Source organism: Roseiarcus fermentans (assembly GCF_003315135.1).
GTDB classification, from domain to species: domain Bacteria; phylum Pseudomonadota; class Alphaproteobacteria; order Rhizobiales; family Beijerinckiaceae; genus Roseiarcus; species Roseiarcus fermentans.
In genome coordinates this window covers 13,756-30,008 of the sequence record NZ_QNRK01000056.1, presented here as the reverse complement: position 1 = coordinate 30,008, position 16,253 = coordinate 13,756, and the positions used below count along the sequence as shown (strand labels likewise).

Sequence of the window (16,253 nt, the reverse complement as noted above, 5' to 3'; positions counted from 1 at the left end):
TCGGACGCCGACATGGAGGCGGCGCTCGACCGCGCCCGCGCCCATGCCGCCACCGCCAGCCCGAGCCGCGCCGCCGGCAACCCCCAGATGTCGGACACCGCAGGGCGCTGAACGCGGGGCCGGGCCGACAGGGGGACGGACGTCGCCGGCTCTGCGCCCATTGCTGCGGGCGTCGAGGAGCAGAGCGCGCTCGGTGAGCGCGCCGGCGGGTCGGCGACCTGCCTGCGCCGGCGCCGGCAAGTCCGCCCCGGGCGTCGCGCCGGGGGCGAGAGTCCGAGTCGGGCGATTCTTCGGCCTCGCGCGCTCCGCGGTGGAGAGGGGCGAGCGGACTATGCTGGTGGAGGCGCTCCGGGGCGGGCTTGCGCGCGCAACGGCACGCGCGGGTTTGCCGGGCGAAGTCGGGCGGCCGTTGGGCGCGAAGCCCTGCGCTGGCTCTGCATGCGGATCGACGGCCGCAGTCGACGAGAGGCTGCTGGGCGCGCCCGCAAAACGTCTCGAGTGGGGTGGCGCGCCCGCTTAACCCCGACGCGAAGAGTCCGCCCGAAGCGGAAGCTTCACTCGTCGAGCGCCGAATAGCGCTCCGCAAAGCCGAGGCGCTTGGTCAGCGAGCGCGCGACTGACCGCGCGCTCGCGTTGAGTGCGCTTACTTCATCATCATCATGTGATCGGACGCCATCTTCCCGTCGTCCATTTTCATGTCGTTCATCATCATCATGTGCCCGTCATGCATCATCATCATCACCGGCGCCTTCATTTCCGTCCCGTGCTTCATCATTGCGTCCTGCGCCATCTTCATCTGATCGGCTGAGGGCGTCATCGTCGTCACGTGGCCGTCGGGCTGCATCATCACCATCGTGCCGTCTTTCATCATCATGTCGTCGGCGAGGGCCGGAACCGCGGCGAACGCCGCGAGCGCGATAGCGAGAGATGTCGTGAGCTTAAGCATTGTTGCTGTTCCTCCGTTTGGTTGAGCGATCGTTATTTTTAATAATCACCTATAGCAGTCTAACAGTAAAACAAGACAAATTGACGAACAAATACGACTCAGTCTACTGTTTATGATTGGCCGAGAACGACGTCTGATCGCGCTCGAGCTGCTGATCCATGCAGCGCTTGCTTTGCGCTGCGGACGTCATGACATCGCCTTTCATGGCGCCCGGCTTGGCCATACCGGTCGGCATCGGCTCATCGACCTTCATGCCCGACGGCGCCGGCATTGGAGGCGCGGGCGCCATCGTCATCCCTTCACAGGCGGCTGGCATTCGCTCGGCCGCCTGGGCCGGTCCGAGAAACATCGCAAGAGCCGGCGCCAGAAGCCCGCGGAGAAACCTGCCCGCGCCGGGCGAAAGAGGCGTGCCCATCACGATCACATGCCTCCGAACCAATTGTAGCCCTGGTCTTCCCAGTAGCCGCCCGGATAGGTGTCGGTTACGAAGATCGCCATAATGTGCTTGGGGTTCTTGAAGCCCAACTTCGTCGGGATACGCAACTTCATGGGCGCTCCGTATTTCACCGGCAGCGGCTCATCCGCATAGGTCAACGCCAGGATGGTTTGCGGATGCAGCGCCGAGGCCATGTCGATGCTGGTGAAATAGTTGTCGGCGCAGCGGAAGCCGACGTAGCGGGCCGTGAGGTCCGCGCCGACGCGTTTCAGGAAGTCGGCGAACGGAACGCCGCCCCATTTGCCGATCGCGCTCCAACCCTCCACGCAGCAGTGCCGCGTGATCTGGGACTGCTGCGGCAAGCCTCTGAGCGCCTCCACCGACCATGGCGTTCGGTCGGCGATCATGCCGGAAAGCTCGAGCTTGTAGGTCGCGAGATCGACGACCGGCGCCTCACTCTCGGAATAATAGGCGTTGAACGGGAAAGGTTTGGTGATGTCCTGCTCGCTGAAGGTGGGCGCGAGCCTGTCTTGGCGGAAGATCGCCGCCTGCACGGCGTCGTTGAATTTCGACATGTTGGTGAGGATCGATTGCACCCCGCTCGGCGCGGTGGCGTCGCAGCCGGTCAGAAGCGTCAGCGCGCCGAGGCTGAGCGTCTGGCGCAGAAAGAGCCGCCGTTCAATCAGGCGGAGCTCGGGCCTCACCGAGATCGAAAGGTCGCGCGCCTGCCGCCGCATTTCGTCGCTGGGTCTCATCGCGCGTTCGACCTCTGGTGCTGCGGCGCCGCGCCGGCAGGCTTCGCGTCGCCGGTGATCATCGGCAGAAAGGTGCTCGGGACCAGCGTAACCAGCGCGAGATGGATGATTAGGAACAGCACGATGGCGGCCATGCCGAAGAAGTGGACGACGCGCGCGCCGTCATAGCCGCCAAACAGCCAGGCCAACTCCTGAAACTGAACCGGCTTCCAGATCGCCAAGCCCGCAAGGATCGTGATCAGGATCGCCGCGAGCACGCCCACGTAGGCAAGCTTCTGGACGGCGTTGTATGTCGTGACGTCGTTATGCGCGAGCTTGAACGAGAGCGCCGCGCCGAGATCATGGACCACGTCCCGCGGCGCGATCGGCGTCATCTTGCGCGCGAAATGCCCGCTCATGACGCCGTAGAGGATGTAGACCGCGAAGTTGATCATCAGCAGCCACATCGCCGCGAAGTGCCATTGCAGCGCCCCGGCAAGCCAGCCGCCGAGCGTGATTTGCGGAGGAAACCGGATCCCTGGAAACACAGGCGAGGCGTCATAGATGCGCCAGCCGCTCGTGATCATGATGACGATCGCGAAGGCGTTGATCCAATGCCAAAGCCGAACGGCGAGCGGATGCACCCGCAGACGCGCAGACCGCACTCCACTCGCCGCGTTCAACGTCGAGGCTGACATGATCGGTAGTCCAGTGCGGGACTAGACACTGTGGCCGCTTGCATCGTGCAGGGCCGGCCAGAGCGAAATCGAGGTGAAGTCATTGATCCGGATTCTCCACAGAGATCGGGGCTCCGTTAGGGAGAATACCGGCCGCGCCTCGCTGGCGACATACCCCATTGACTTTGGAATCGATACATTGCTGCTATTCCGCCCGCGGTAACGCACGACGGCCCCGGGGCGAACGCCGCGTCCGCGGCGGCGCTTGATCGTCGCGGCGATCAGCCGCTGCGACGCCGGACGGATCAAAGTGGTATCCCGATGGAAATGCACCAGATCCGCTACTTTCTCGCCGCCGCCCGGACGCTCAACTTCACCCGGGCGGCGGAGGAATGCGGCGTTTCGCAGCCGTCCCTCACCCGGGCGATCCAGACGCTGGAGGCGGAGCTCGGCGGTGAGTTGCTGCTGAGAGAACGCGGGCTGACGCACCTCACCGACCTTGGCGTCAAGATGCTGCCTCTGGTGCAGCAATGTTTCGACAGCGCCTCGGCCGCGAGATCTTTGGCGACCTCCCTGAAGAGCGGCGCAGTGACTCCGCTCAAGCTCGCGCTGTCGTCATCGATAAACATCGCGATCCTGCTGCCGCAGCTGAGCGAGCTCTCCCGCAGCTTCGCCGGCATGGAACTGAAATTCTTCCGCGCAGCCGCCGCCGACCTTGCTGACCACATCAAAAGGGGCGGAGCGGATCTCGGCGTCGCGGGTCCGCTGAAAGGCGAATGGGAGCGGTTCGATCGGTGGACCCTGTTCACGGAGCCTTTCGTCCTCGCCGTGAGCGAGAGCCATCGCTACGCCAATCGCCAGCGGATCATGATGCGAGAGCTTCAAGGCGAGAGGATCATTCGCCGGTCGCACTGCGAGGGTGTCGAAGACGTCGAGGCGCTGTTAGAGCAGCGCGGCCTCACGCACTTGCAGCGCCATGAGGCGAGCAGCGAGGCCGATGTCGTCGGCTTGCTTTCAGCCAACGTCGGCGTCGCGCTCGTGCCTTCGAGCGCCGACCTTCCGGCCAATTTGCGCCGTCTCCGCATCGCGGACGCGACCCTGGAGCGGTCGGTCAGCGTCTACGGCGTCGCGGGACGTCCGCGCTCGCCGATCGCCACCATGCTTCTGAAGATGCTGCGGGCTTCCGACTGGAGCGCCTATCGAGCCTGATCCGCGGAACGCGTGGCGTAACCGCGAAGCGTTTCGAGCAGATCCTCGACTTCCATGCGCCGCCGGTAGTCTGGATCGACAAAGCGCGCAAGCACGATTCCGTCAGCGTCGACGACGAAGGTCGCGGGAATGGGCAGCATCCAGGTATCGTTGCCGTGAAACTGAGCCAGATCGACGCCAGCGGCGGCCATGCCGCGCTGGGCCTCGTCGCCGACCCAAAAGAGCAGATTCAGCTCCAGCGCATAGCCGCCGTCGAGATCGGAAAGAATCGGGAACCGCGCCTCCGCGTAGGCTTTCAGTTCAGCGGCCCAAGCCGAGGTTTCCGGCGAAATTGCGACGATCTGCGCGCCGAGCGAGGCGATCTCCGCCTCGGCGCGCGTGAGCGCGTCGATGTGCAGGCGACAGTACGGGCACCAATGCCCGCGATTAAACGACACCACGAGCGGGCCCCTTTTCAGCAGGCCGGCCAGGCTCACAAGGCGCCCCGTCTCGTCGGGCAGGAGAAACGGCGGCATCGGTTCGCCGGGCCGAGGCGCCGTCACCCCCACGCCGTTGTCCGCGAGGCGAGCGACCATGCGCTCGATCACGTCGGCGAAGGCGGGACTGAGCGCGCGCACCGTGTCGGCCACCGCCTGCAGCCTGACGCTCAACGGCGCGTCCATTCGCCTGGCTTCCTCGGTCGCGGCCTCGAGAATTTCGACAAATGTCTTTTCGGTCACAACCCTCTCCGCGGCCATCGCGTCGCGAACGCCGCCGTCCTCGTGGCCATTCTCGACCTCGCGCCGCCCTCGATCAAGCTATGAAGTCGATAACCAGCGGCTTGGCCGCTTTACGACTTGCGAAGCCGCTTCGCCCGCCGACCCCCACGAGTCGGCCGGCGGGCGTGCCAAGCCGAAGGCAAGCGTGCTAGCAACGGCCGACCGCAGACCGAGACTGTTCACAGACCCATGACCAAACTCGACGACGAAACCCGCGCCTCGCTGAAGACCCGCTCGCGCCTCGTGCACCTCGGGCGCGACCGCGAGCAGTCGCAGGGTTTCGTCAACATCCCGCCGTTCCGCGGCTCGACCGTACTCTATCCCGACGCAGCGACGCTGAAGAGCCGCGAGCAGCGCTACACCTATGGCACCCACGGCACGCCCTCGACCGACGCGCTGACCGCCGCCTGGAGCGACATTTCCGGCGCGGCGGGAACCGAGCTCGTCCCCTCGGGCCTTGCCGCGATCGTGGTGGCGCTGATGACGGCCGTGTCGGCCGGCGATCACCTCTTGATCACCGACTCCGCCTATGGCCCGGCGCGCGCCTTCGCCAACGGCGTTCTGAAGCGGATGGGGGTCGAAACAACCTTCTATGACCCCTGCATCGGCGCAGGGATCGAGGCGCTGTTCCGGGAGAACACCAGGGCGGTGCTGACCGAGTCGCCAGGCTCGCAGAGTTTCGAGGTCCAGGACATTCCGGCGATCGCGGAGGCCGCGCACGCGCGCGGCGCCGCCGTGCTGATGGACAACACCTGGGCGACCCCGCTTTTGTTCGCGCCGCACGCCCACGGCGTCGACATGGCGATCGAGGCCGGCACCAAGTATCTGTCCGGCCATTCCGACCTGCTGCTCGGCCTCGTCTCGGCCAACGAGGCGTGGTTCCCGCGCCTGCGCCACACCGCTGGGCAGATGGCGATCCCCGCCGGGCCGGAGGACGTGTTTCTGGCGTTGCGCGGCCTCAGGACCATGGACTTGCGGCTGCGCGAGGCGGAACGGCAGGGGCTCGCGATGGCGCGCTGGCTCAGCGAGCGGCCGGAGGTCCTGCGGGTCCTCCACCCCGCCCTGCCCGACGATCCGGGCCACGCGCTCTGGAAGCGCGACTTTTCCGGCTCATCCGGCCTCTTCAGCGTGATTCTCAAGCCCGCCTCCGAAGCCGCGGTCGCGGCCTTTCTCGACGGCCTGCAATTGTTCGGCCTCGGCTATTCCTGGGGCGGCTACGAGAGCCTCGTGATTCCGTTCGACTGCTCGTCCTACCGCACCGCGACGCGATGGGCGCCCGGCGGCCCGGCGCTGCGGTTCAGCATCGGCCTCGAGGATTCTGAAGACCTGAAGGCGGATCTCGACCGGGGCTTTGCGCGTTTGCGGGCGACGACGTGATGCGCGATTTTCTCATCGACACCGACACCGCGTCCGACGACGCGGTCGCCATCGTCATGGCGCTGGCGGCGCCGGACGTGCGCGTGCTCGGCCTGACCACGGTCGCCGGCAACGTCGCCCTCGGCCAGGCGACCCGGAATGCGCTTTACACCGCCGAGATCTGCGGCTCGGACGCGCCGGTGTTCATGGGCGCCGGCGCGCCGCTCATCCGGACCTTGCGCGACGCGCACTGGTTCCACGGGGCCGACGGGCTCGGCGACCAAGGCTATCCGCCGCCGCAGCGGGGGCCGGAACAGGAGCATGCCGTCGACGCGATCCTGCGCCTGTCGCGGGAAAACCCCGGCCTGACCCTCGTGACCCTCGGACCGCTCACCAACATTGCGCTCGCGCTTGCGCGCGATCCAAAGCTCGCCGCGCGGATCGGCCGCTGCGTCGTCATGGGCGGGGCGCCGTGCTGCGAGGGCAACGTCACGCCGGCGGCCGAGTACAACATCTGGGTCGATCCCGAGGCGGCGCGCGCCGTCTTCCGCTCGCGGCTCCCGATCGAGATGGTCGGCTGGCACGTCTCGCGCGGGTCCTCGGTGCTGAGCGACGCCGAGGTTGCAGCGATCGAGGCGCTGGGCACGGAAAAGGCGCGCTTCGCGGTCGAGGCCAACAGCCGCGCCAGAGAAGCCTACCGCGTCCAGACCGGCGAGGTCGGCCTGTCGCTCGCCGACCCGACCGCAATGGCGGTGGCGCTCGACCGCTCGGTCGGGTTGACCTGGTCGCGCCATCGGGTCGCGATCGAGACGCAAAGCGAGCTCACCCGCGGCATGACGGTCGTCGACCGGCTGGGCGTCAATTCCGACCCGATCAACGCCGACGTCTGGGGCGCGGCGGCCGGCGAGAGCGACGGCGCCGACGTGCTGTGGACGTTCGATGCGCAGAAATTCAAGGCGATGCTGAGGGCGGCGCTGGCGGCCTAGCGCTTCCCGTCCCCGTCTGCCCCCCGGCCAGCGTCGTCGCGATCGGGCGGGCTGGCGCGAACGACAGATTGCGGCGCTCTCGACTGCCCGGGGCGTTGTTCTCCCGCACGACATCGACCCCTTGTTCTCACTCGCTCAGCAGCCGCGCCAGGTTTCGCCGCAAGGCTTCCGGAGCGATTGGCTTGTGCATGATCTGAAAGCCGCTTGCGGCGATCATGGAAATACCCTCCGTGGAGGTGTCGCCGGAGACGACGAGAACGGGCAGAAAGCGCGCGGAACGCCGTACGATCTCCCTTGCCGTGTCCACCCCACTCAGGCCTGCTCCGAGGTGCTGGTCGGTCAGAACGGCGCCGAACCTCCAGCATTCGCCCTCCGCCAAGCGAAGCGCTTCTTCTCCGGTCGAGGCCGTAACCGTCTCGTAGCCCCACCCAGCCAGCACTCGTTCGAGGCTGTGCGCCACGATTGCGTTATCCTCGATGATCAGCACGCGGCCGCCCGGATCTTCAAACTCGGCGGCATCCCCCTCCTCCGTCGCCAAAGCCGCTTCGGCGCCCGGCAGCGCCAGGGAGAAGCGCGATCCCCGTCCGACGTTCGAATGCAGTTCGACGGCTACGCCGAGCAGTTTCGCGATCCGGGCAACGATCGCGAGTCCAAGTCCGAGTCCACGCCCCGGATCGCGGCCGGGATTGTTGAGCTGCACGAATTCCTCGAAAATATCCGCCTGCCGCTCCCGCGGTATGCCGATCCCGGTGTCGACGACGTCGATGCGGACGCGCCCGTTGCGCCTTCTCAGCCCGAGAAGCACGCCGCCGGTTCGGGTGTAGCGGATCGCATTGTCGATCAGATTGCGAATGGCCCGCTCGAGGAGGGCCGGATCGGCAGTCGCCCACCAGTCCGGGGCCGCCACCCGAAGGACGAGGCCGACCTCATCGGCTTTCGGCCGGTATTCCAACGCCAGCCGGCGCAACATCGCGGCCAGGTCGACGGGTTCCGGCTGCGCCTCCACCCCGGCGTCGAGCCGCGAGACATCGAGAATGGAGGTCAAGAGGCTTTTCAGCGCATCGAGCGCTTTGCGCATCATGACGAGGGTGGAGCGCGCCTCGGGATTGGCGGTCTGCTGTTCGACCAGCGCCATCAGCAGCACCAGCGACTGGACGGGCTGGCGCAGGTCGTGGCTGGCGGCTGCGAGGAACCTGGATTTCGCCTGGTAGGCGTGCTCGGCGTCGCTCCTCGCGGCGGCAAGCTCACTCACCCGCATCTGCAGAACATCCGCCATCTTGTTAAACGATCTGGCGACGACGCCAATTTCATCGTCGGGTAATATTTGGTCCGCGCACCAAGTTCGCCATCTGAGAAGGAATTTGAGGCTCGTACAATCTCGTTGAGACCCCGTTTAATACCTGATGTTATAGTTATTACCAATAACAATCCTGTCGTTTCGACAGTTATTGCAGTTACAAACAGCACTCTGAGGACAACTCTCTCCAGCCACCGGGATCCTTCTCCAAGAGTAAAAGAGAATTCATCTTCTAGCACAGTAAGCTTCTCATTGGTCGTATAAATTGATGAAAGGAGATCGTTAATTATTTCTTGTGATGGGCTTTCAGATCTTATCTCTGCGCGAAGTTTTTGAGCGGTCGGCGGGATCTGCATGAGGAGGGCTTGCGCATCGCCCCATACATTTACGGCCTGTCTAATATAGGAGACGTTACTGAAACGATTGAATAATTTGATCATCCCGTCAACATCGTCCGGATTGTTTCGGCCCTCTAAAAAACCTTGACGCGCTACATCCATGTTTTTGGCGCCCGTGAGCAGTTCCTGTCGTGTCTTGGCGTCGCCAGCCGGAACCCGCATGAATTGTTCAAAGAGCTCGTAGTCCTGGTCTGTGCGTGAGACCCCGTACTTGTACAAATGGAAGACGGCATCCTTCTCCGCCTTGGACCACAGCCCCTCGCCACCGACATAGGCTCGCAAAGAGGAGAGCGTATTCAGACAAAACAGCAAGACGAAGAGTTCAACTGCGATCAACAGCGCCATGGCGCCAACTGTGAAATACAGCTTGCGGGCGATAGAAACTTTCCTGAACCCCTGATAGAGGAGAAGCCCATCGCTCCGAATAGCGCGCAATACGCCGGGCGCTCTCGCAAGCCCTGCGGGTGACCCGTCGCTCACTGGGCGGCCTTCCTGCCTCGACGATCCGGGCATTCTTCCGCGTGGTCGTCAGACGTGAGACGGTTGGAGGTTGATCGAAGCCGCTGTCGCAGCGGGATGGGGAACGGCCGGTGCGTTAAGGCATGACGATCCTCCCGATGACGACACTGTAAATAACAATGGCTGCGAACTAAAGGCGTCGTCGTGGAGCGATGGCGCAGCACTATTGAATGGCGCCGCCGTCAATTTTGACGCCTTCGGCGGCGGCAGTTCGCGGAATTTCGGTATCCAGGCAAGCCGATTCATTCGAACGCGCGCCGGGTAAATTACGATTATGGTTCGACATGTCCTTTGAGAGTTGGGTGTTGCAGCCTCTGTCAGGCAGAAGGCGCCAGGTGGTCGAGATCAGCCGTCTGCCGTCAAATGATCGGGGACGTGGCGATTCGCAATCCGCCCCTGGCGACAGGGCAATCATACCCCCACGCGGTCCGAAGTTCAGCCTGTATTTTGCCGCCACGGCGCGAATTCTACGGCAGGAACTGCTGTGGGAGGCGCCGGGTCCGACGCCATGATCGTCATGACGAGGCTCGTCGACGGCGACGGGCGCCGTCTGCACGCCAGGCGCGCCGGCCTTCTCGGCGCGCCCGAGGAATCGCCCGCGCCCCGGTCCTGCTGCTCGCCGCCGACATCTTCGAACGCGGCGGCGGCGTCGTGATCAATGGGCCGCTCCACGACCCGACGGCCGAAGCCCCGCCGCCGCCCTCGCCGCCGACGATCTGGGGCTAACGGTCTTTCGGCTGGATCGACGCCTTCGGCCTCGGAACGCGCCGCGAAGCGAGCGGTCTGAACCGGATTCCCCGGGGCGCGATGCTTTGCCGCAGGCAAACCTGCAGCTTGCCGGTTGCCGCGCCGGAGACCCTGCGGACTCTCTCCGGATCAGCTTTTGAGCGCCGGGCGCAGGCTATCGACCGGCCTGATTTTGATCCATAAAGTCTACTATTCGGCGAACACAGTGTCAACAGAGCAAGTCGCCGCCAGCTTTCCGGGGACGAACGCTGACTGGCGGCGGTTTACAGAGAGACTCCGCGTTGTAATCGGCGTATAAGCCGCTTCCGTAAGGGGAGTCCACATTGAGCGGCAAGTTCTTTGTTGCGGCATTGTTGGCGGCGTCAACCACATCCGCCGCGACCGTGGGGGTTGTCTATACCGGGGTTGTGTCGCCGCGCCATGGAGAGGGCCCCGCGGCTGCGGGCGGCTCCGCGCCGGCTACGGGGGCTGTGACCTCCGCGGTCGTGCTCAACGCCCAGGAGGGCTTCTTCGAGCGGTTCGCGGGCTCGAGCGACGCGCCGGTGTGCCCGAGCCTGACCGACGCGCGGGGGTGCGTCACGGTTTCCGGGGCATCATCCCCAATCCGCCTGAGTTTTCTCGGGCTGACCGTCACCATCCCCGCCGTCTGGCTCGGCGGCGACAGCCAGGACCAGGCTTGGGCGCAGGAAAGCCCGATCCGGTGGCTCGACGGCTTTCCGCCGTCGCCCGCCAACCCCTGGATCGGCGGCGCCCGGACGCAGGGCGTCAATCCGAGCGGAAGCGCCCAGTCCGAACAGGGCGCGGACAGCGGCCCCCAGGACGGCAGCCGGGCGGCGCCGGCGCTCGCGCTGTCGTCCGACGCCGGCTTCGACGCGAGGCCGATCGTCGAGACGACGTCGGGCGACGCTTTCGAGGCGATCGATCCGATCGTCGGCGCGGAGACGCCGCCGGTCTTCGCCGGGGCGCCCGCGATCGTGGAGGCGCCGGAGCCGCCCGTCGACTGGCTACCGCCGGCCGCCCCGTTGATCTCCGGTCAGGCGAGTCTCCAGACCAATGCGCCCGAGCCCTCGACCTGGCTGATGCTGCTCGCCGGCGCCGTCGCGCTCGGCGTGATCGGGCGCCGCCGGGCCGGTCGCGCGGCGGCTCACGGCACGACGAAGGTGGCCCGACCCTGACCGGTGAGCGCCTCCAGAATGGCGCCCGGCTCATTGACGGAGAAGACGACGATCGGGATGCCGTTGTCCCGGCACAGGGCGAAGGCGGCGGTGTCCATCACCTGCAGATTGCGGGCGATCGCCTCGCCATGGGTCAGCCTATCGTAGCGTCTGGCGTCGGGATTCTTCTTGGGATCGGCGGTGTAGATGCCGTCGACCTGGGTCGCCTTCATCACCGCGTCGCACGACAGTTCGCAGGCCCGGAGGGCCGCGCCGGTGTCGGTGGTGAAGAACGGATTGCCCGTGCCGCCGGCGAGCATGATGACGCGGTTCTTGACCAGATGGGCGAGCGCGGCCTGCCGGGAATAGGGCTGGCAGAGCGAGGGCATGGCGACGGCCGACAGCACGCGCGCCGGCTGCCCGATCTGCTCGAGCGCGCCCTCCATGGCGAGCGCGTTCATCACCGTCGCCAGCATGCCGATCGAATCGGCGCGCGCCCGCTCGATCCCCTTGTCCGCGCCCTGCAGCCCGCGGAAGAAGTTGCCGCCGCCGACGACGACGGCCACCTGCACGCCGAGCTCCGCCGTCGCCTTGAGGTCGGCGGCCATGCGCTGGATGGTGTCCGCGTTCAGCCCGAACGGGTCCGACCCCATCAACGCTTCCCCCGACAGCTTGACCACGACGCGGTTGAAAAGCGGTCTCAACGTCATGGCATCTCTCCTCGAGGGGGCGCGGCGGCGTCCGCGCGCCATCAAGCGCGCCCGGGCGAGGCGCGCAATCGCCGAGCTGCGTCAACATCGAAAAAAAAGCGGCCCCGGGAGGCCGCTCTTGCTGACCGTCAGGCCTCTTCCGCCGGTTTCTCCACGCCCTCTCCGAGGGCGAAGCGAACGAACCCGGTGACTGCGATCGGCGCCCCGACCGTCTTCTCGGCCTCCTTGACCGCCTGCGCCACGCTCTTGGCTGGATCGTGAACGTAGGGCTGATCGAGCAGGCAGACCTCCTTATAGTAGGTCTTGAGGCCCGATTCGACGATCTTCTCGATCACGTGCCCGGGCTTGCCGGCGTTCTTCTCGGCCAGCACCGAACGCTCGCGCGCGATCGTCGCGGGATCGACGCCCTCGGCGTTGAGCGCGACCGGACTCGCGGCGGCGATATGCATCGCCACGTGCCGCCCGAGCGCGGCGAGCGCGTCGCGATCGCCCTTCGATTCGAGGCCGACGATGACGCCGATGCGGCCGAGGCCGTCGGCGATCTGACCGTGGACATAGTGGCCGATCGCGCCTTCCGACACGCGCAGGCCCTGGACCCGGCGCAGCGTCATGTTTTCGCCGATGGTCGCAATCGCATTGGCGATCGCCTCCGACACCGTGCCGCCGCCCATGTAGTGCGCGCCGAGCACGGTCTCGGCATCGACGGCGGGCGCCTTGTCGAGCGCGACCGCGACGACGCCGCGCACGAGCCCCTGGAAGTCGTCGTTGCGCGCGACGAAGTCGGTCTCCGAGTTGACTTCGACCACGACGCCGACGAGGTCCTCGACGGCCACGCCGACGAGGCCGTCGGCGGCGACGCGGCCGCTCTTCTTGGCGGCCTTGGCGAGGCCCTTCTTGCGCAGCCAGTCGATAGCGGCTTCGATGTCGCCGTCCGTCTCGGCCAGGGCATGCTTGCAGTCCATCATGCCCGCGCCGGTCTTTTCACGCAGGTCTTTCACCAGCCCAGCCGTGATCACAGCCATCGAAATCCCTCACTTCTGTCCCGCGGCCCGCGGCCGCGACGCTGATTCAAGACACACGCCCGGCCCCGCCGCTCTCACGGCCGGGCCGGGCGAACCCAACCTTGACAGGCCGCAGCTTATTCGGCTGCGAGCAGGACCCGCGCCTGGTCGCTCCACTTGTCGCGGACGATGCGGCCGTTGAAGCGCAGGTCGGCGTCGAGCTTGGCGGCCTCGTCTTCGGTCATCGCCGCGAGCTGCCAGTAATGGAACACGCCGTGCTCGTTGAGCTTCTTGACGATCTGGGGGCCGACGCCGGTGAGCTTGGCGAGATCGTCCGGCGCGCCGCGCGGCGCGGTGAGAAGCTCGAAATGATCGTCCGGAGTCGTCGACGCGACGGTCTCGGCCTCGGCCTCGACCGTCTCCGGCAGGACTTCCGCCAGCGGCGCCTCCGCCTCGCCCAGATCCATGCCCGCCGCGCCCTGGCTGCGCCCGATGCCGTCGATCGCGGCGCGCGCCACGAGATCGCAGTAGAGCTGGATCGCGCGGCCGGCGTCGTCGTTGGCCGGAACCGGGTAGGTGATGCCGTCCGGGTCGCAGTTGGTGTCGAGGATCGCGATCACCGGGATCTTGAGGCGGTTGGCCTCCTTGATCGCCAACGCCTCCTTGTTGGTGTCGATCACGAACACGAGGTCGGGAACGCCGCCCATGTCCTTGATGCCGCCGAGCGCCGTCTCGAGCTTGTCGCGCTCGCGCGACATCATCAGGCGCTCCTTCTTGGTCAGGCCCTTGGCGCCTTCGGCGAGCAGTTCGTCGAGCTTGCGCAGCCGCGCGATCGAGCCGGAAATCGTCTTCCAGTTGGTCAGCATGCCGCCGAGCCAGCGGGCGTTGACGAAATACTGCGCCGACCGCTTGGCCGCGGCAGCGATCTCGTCGGACGCCTGACGCTTGGTGCCGACGAACAGCACGCGGCCGCCCTTGGCGACGGTGTCGGACACGGTCTTCAGCGCCTGATGCAAGAGCGGCACCGTCTGGGCGAGATCGATGATGTGGATCGAGTTGCGGGTGCCGAAGATGTAGGGCGCCATCTTCGGGTTCCAGCGGTGCGACTGGTGGCCGAAGTGCGCGCCCGCCTCGAGCAGCGAACGCATGGTGAAATCGGGCAGAGCCATGGAATCGTCGTCCTTGTCCGGTTGAGCCTCGGCGGATCGTGAACAGCGAGGATGATCCTCGCCACCGGAGCGAAACCTTGGACAGGAGCCGCTGAAATCCGCCTGTGGAATGGGCGCGCGTATACGGGAAGGAACGGCGGAAGGCAAGGCCCGCGAAAATCGGGCTCTCCCCCGACCTCACGCCGCCGACGGCCGGCTCTCCGCCCCGGCGGGATCCGCCGCCGCCGGCGCGCCGAACGCCGCGACCAGCGCCGCGACAAAACTGTGGGTCTTGACCGTGGGACGCGGGCCCGCCCGGCGCAACGCCCGCATCGGCCGCGCCGGGCCCTCGTAGTCCGGCAGGACGCGGTGCAGCCGCCCCGCCTCGATCTCGCGGGCGAGCACGCTTTCCGGCCCGAGCGTGACGCCGAAGCCGTCGATCGCCGCCTCGAGCAGCGCGCTCCAGTTGTTGCTGCGCAACCGCGACGCGATGCGCGCCTCCTCGATCCTGCCGCGCCGCTCGAACCGCCAGCGGCAGGGCGCGCCGGGCGACCAATGGCCGTAGGCGAGGCAGTCGTGACCGGCGAGGTCGGCGGGCGTTCGGGGCGCGCCGCGCGCCGCGAGATAGGCGGGCGAGGCGCAGGCGATCAGGCGATAGGGCTGAAGCGGGTGGGCGAAGAGCCCCGCGTCGCCGCTCTCGCCGATCCGCACGATCACGTCGAAATCCTCCTCCAGCGGGTCGACGTAGCGATCGCAAAGCGTCAGCTCGATCTGCATCTCCGGCTGGCGGGCGAGGTAGCGGGTGACGAAGGGCGTCAGGCTGAACGAGCCGAACGTCACGGGGGCGTTGACCTTCAGCACCCCCCTCGGCCGGGCGCGAATCTCCTGCGCCAGCGCGTCCGCCGCCTCGGCTTCCGCGAGAATCGACCGGCAGCGGTCGCAATAGGCGCGGCCGACATCGGTGAGGCTCTGCCGGCGCGTGGTCCGGTTGAGCAGCGGCGCGCCGAGCCGATCCTCGAGGAACACCACGTGTTTGGCCACCATCTGCGGCGAGATCCGCAGCGCATGCGCCGCCGCGGCGAAGGAGCCGAGGTCGGCGGCTTTGACGAAGGCGGCCATGCTGGCGAGCCGGTCCATGCGATTGCCTCCCGCTGGTTGCGATTGAATGCCGGAACTGGAGATTTATCGCCGATCGCGCACGAATTAAAGTTGGACCGATCGACACGGGAACGGGAGACTTGTCATGAAGATCGGCGTCATCGGCGCGGGATTCGTCGGCCAGGCGGTGGGGCGGCTCGCGCTGCGCGCCGGGCACGAGGCGATGCTCAGCAATTCCCGCGGCCCGCAAAGCCTGTTCAGCGTCGCCGCGGCGATCGGCTGCGCGATCGGGACGGCCGAGCAGGCCGCGGCCTTCGGCGACATCGTGGTCGTGGCGGTGCCGCTATCGGCCTATCGCGCGATCCCGGCGGCGCCGCTCGCCGGCAAGATCGTCATCGACACGGACAATTATTACCCCGAGCGCGACGGGCGGATCGCGGAACTGGACCGGAAGGAGACGACGACCAGCGAACTGCTGGCGCGCCGCCTTCCGGCCTCGCGGGTGGTCAAGGCGTTCAACGCCATCCGGATGACCGAGCTCGAACGCGATAGCCGGCCGGCCGGGGCGCCCGACCGCCGGGCGCTGCCGATCGCCGGCGACGACCCCGACGCCAAGGCGATCGTCACGCGGCTCCAGGGCGAATTCGGCTACGACACGGTGGACGTCGGGCCGCTCTCGGAGGGCTGGCGATTCCAGCGCGGGACCCCGGTCTACTGCGTCCCGCTCGGCAGGGACGAGCTCGAACGGCGACTGGCCGCAACGGCGCGCGAGGCGGTTCCGGCCTGACCGGTCGAGGCGGCCCGGCGCACGCGCTCGATTTCGCGTCAAGGGACACGTGCGGGGTTCGCCGCGCGCCCTGATCGTCCCGCCGAGAGTGCGGGCTCTCGTCGTCCGGCCCGGGCGCGCAGCGCGCCGCCGCCCCTTTCCGCCCGGGCTTCCATGCTCCGCCGACCGGCCGCGGCCGAGGCGGAAAGCGCTTGCCCCTCGGTCGTCATATTGTCATATGCGTTGTCCAAGTGTGCGGCGGCTCTCAGGGGCGGGGCGCCGTCTTTTCGATTGGCCTTGCCGTGGAAACGTC

Annotated in this window: 16 protein-coding genes; 5 read left to right on the top strand and 11 right to left on the bottom strand. The window is 66.8% G+C overall.

All coding sequences use genetic code 11. The annotated features are described in order from the left end of the window. Nucleotides 1-643 precede the first annotated feature (643 nt). From DFR50_RS29895 to DFR50_RS29880, 4 genes are all read right to left on the bottom strand, one after another. Nucleotides 644-946, bottom strand: coding sequence for a hypothetical protein (locus tag DFR50_RS29895; protein WP_113893752.1), 303 nt, complete (start codon nt 944-946; stop codon nt 644-646). Nucleotides 947-1,049: 103 nt separating this feature from the next. Next, nucleotides 1,050-1,370 (bottom strand): hypothetical protein, encoded by a 321-nt coding sequence (locus DFR50_RS29890; protein ID WP_113893751.1) that lies wholly within the window; start codon nt 1,368-1,370, stop codon nt 1,050-1,052. After that, entirely contained in the window at nt 1,367-2,137 is a 771-nt protein-coding gene (locus tag DFR50_RS29885) for a molybdopterin-dependent oxidoreductase (RefSeq protein WP_113893750.1), read from the bottom strand. Before DFR50_RS29885 ends, DFR50_RS29890 begins: the two co-directional genes overlap by 4 nt. Then, nucleotides 2,134-2,814: a cytochrome b/b6 domain-containing protein gene (locus tag DFR50_RS29880; RefSeq protein ID WP_113893749.1), complete on the bottom strand. Its 681-nt coding sequence runs from the start codon at nt 2,812-2,814 to the stop codon at nt 2,134-2,136. Before DFR50_RS29880 ends, DFR50_RS29885 begins: the two co-directional genes overlap by 4 nt. 300 nt (nt 2,815-3,114) lie before the next feature. Between DFR50_RS29880 and DFR50_RS29875 the strand changes: the two genes are divergently transcribed. Next, a complete protein-coding gene (locus DFR50_RS29875) occupies nt 3,115-4,002 on the top strand; it encodes a LysR family transcriptional regulator (RefSeq protein WP_113893748.1) in 888 nt (295 codons plus the stop codon). On the opposite strand, the gene DFR50_RS29870 is transcribed toward DFR50_RS29875, so the two are convergent. After that, nucleotides 3,990-4,664 (bottom strand): peroxiredoxin-like family protein, encoded by a 675-nt coding sequence (locus tag DFR50_RS29870; protein WP_245428231.1) that lies wholly within the window; start codon nt 4,662-4,664, stop codon nt 3,990-3,992. The genes DFR50_RS29875 and DFR50_RS29870 overlap by 13 nt on opposite strands. Before the next feature lie 285 nt (nt 4,665-4,949). On the opposite strand from DFR50_RS29870, the gene metC reads away from it, so the two are divergent. Continuing rightward, nucleotides 4,950-6,137, top strand: a complete 1,188-nt coding sequence (gene metC / locus DFR50_RS29865) for a cystathionine beta-lyase (RefSeq protein WP_113893746.1) — start codon at nt 4,950-4,952, stop codon at nt 6,135-6,137. Further along, complete coding sequence (locus tag DFR50_RS29860; protein ID WP_113893745.1) at nt 6,137-7,102, top strand: nucleoside hydrolase; 966 nt, start codon at nt 6,137-6,139, stop codon at nt 7,100-7,102. Before metC ends, DFR50_RS29860 begins: the two co-directional genes overlap by 1 nt. Before the next feature lie 127 nt (nt 7,103-7,229). Here the strand turns inward: DFR50_RS29860 and DFR50_RS29855 are convergent, their stop codons facing one another. Next, nucleotides 7,230-8,378: an ATP-binding response regulator gene (locus tag DFR50_RS29855; RefSeq protein ID WP_113893744.1), complete on the bottom strand. Its 1,149-nt coding sequence runs from the start codon at nt 8,376-8,378 to the stop codon at nt 7,230-7,232. Beyond that, a complete protein-coding gene (locus DFR50_RS31785; protein ID WP_147262972.1) occupies nt 8,351-9,277 on the bottom strand; it encodes a hypothetical protein in 927 nt (308 codons plus the stop codon). Before DFR50_RS31785 ends, DFR50_RS29855 begins: the two co-directional genes overlap by 28 nt. Before the next feature lie 1,256 nt (nt 9,278-10,533). Here DFR50_RS31785 and DFR50_RS29850 point away from each other — a divergent pair. Further along, complete coding sequence (locus DFR50_RS29850; RefSeq protein WP_170153448.1) at nt 10,534-11,238, top strand: PEP-CTERM sorting domain-containing protein; 705 nt, start codon at nt 10,534-10,536, stop codon at nt 11,236-11,238. Here the strand turns inward: DFR50_RS29850 and pyrH are convergent. The 4 genes from pyrH to DFR50_RS29830 all read right to left on the bottom strand — a co-directional run bounded on the left by pyrH (nt 11,208) and on the right by DFR50_RS29830 (nt 15,213). After that, nucleotides 11,208-11,927: a UMP kinase gene (gene pyrH / locus DFR50_RS29845; RefSeq protein ID WP_113893742.1), complete on the bottom strand. Its 720-nt coding sequence runs from the start codon at nt 11,925-11,927 to the stop codon at nt 11,208-11,210. The genes DFR50_RS29850 and pyrH overlap by 31 nt on opposite strands. A gap of 128 nt (nt 11,928-12,055) precedes the next feature. After that, nucleotides 12,056-12,949, bottom strand: coding sequence for a translation elongation factor Ts (gene tsf / locus DFR50_RS29840; protein ID WP_113893741.1), 894 nt, complete (start codon nt 12,947-12,949; stop codon nt 12,056-12,058). 116 nt (nt 12,950-13,065) lie between these two features. Beyond that, nucleotides 13,066-14,097, bottom strand: a complete 1,032-nt coding sequence (locus DFR50_RS29835; protein WP_113893740.1) for a 30S ribosomal protein S2 — start codon at nt 14,095-14,097, stop codon at nt 13,066-13,068. A gap of 177 nt (nt 14,098-14,274) precedes the next feature. Beyond that, a complete protein-coding gene (locus tag DFR50_RS29830; RefSeq protein ID WP_113893739.1) occupies nt 14,275-15,213 on the bottom strand; it encodes a LysR family transcriptional regulator in 939 nt (312 codons plus the stop codon). 106 nt (nt 15,214-15,319) lie between these two features. On the opposite strand from DFR50_RS29830, the gene DFR50_RS29825 reads away from it, so the two are divergent. Then, complete coding sequence (locus DFR50_RS29825) at nt 15,320-15,961, top strand: NADPH-dependent F420 reductase (protein ID WP_113893738.1); 642 nt, start codon at nt 15,320-15,322, stop codon at nt 15,959-15,961. The last annotated feature ends 292 nt before the right edge of the window (nt 15,962-16,253 follow it).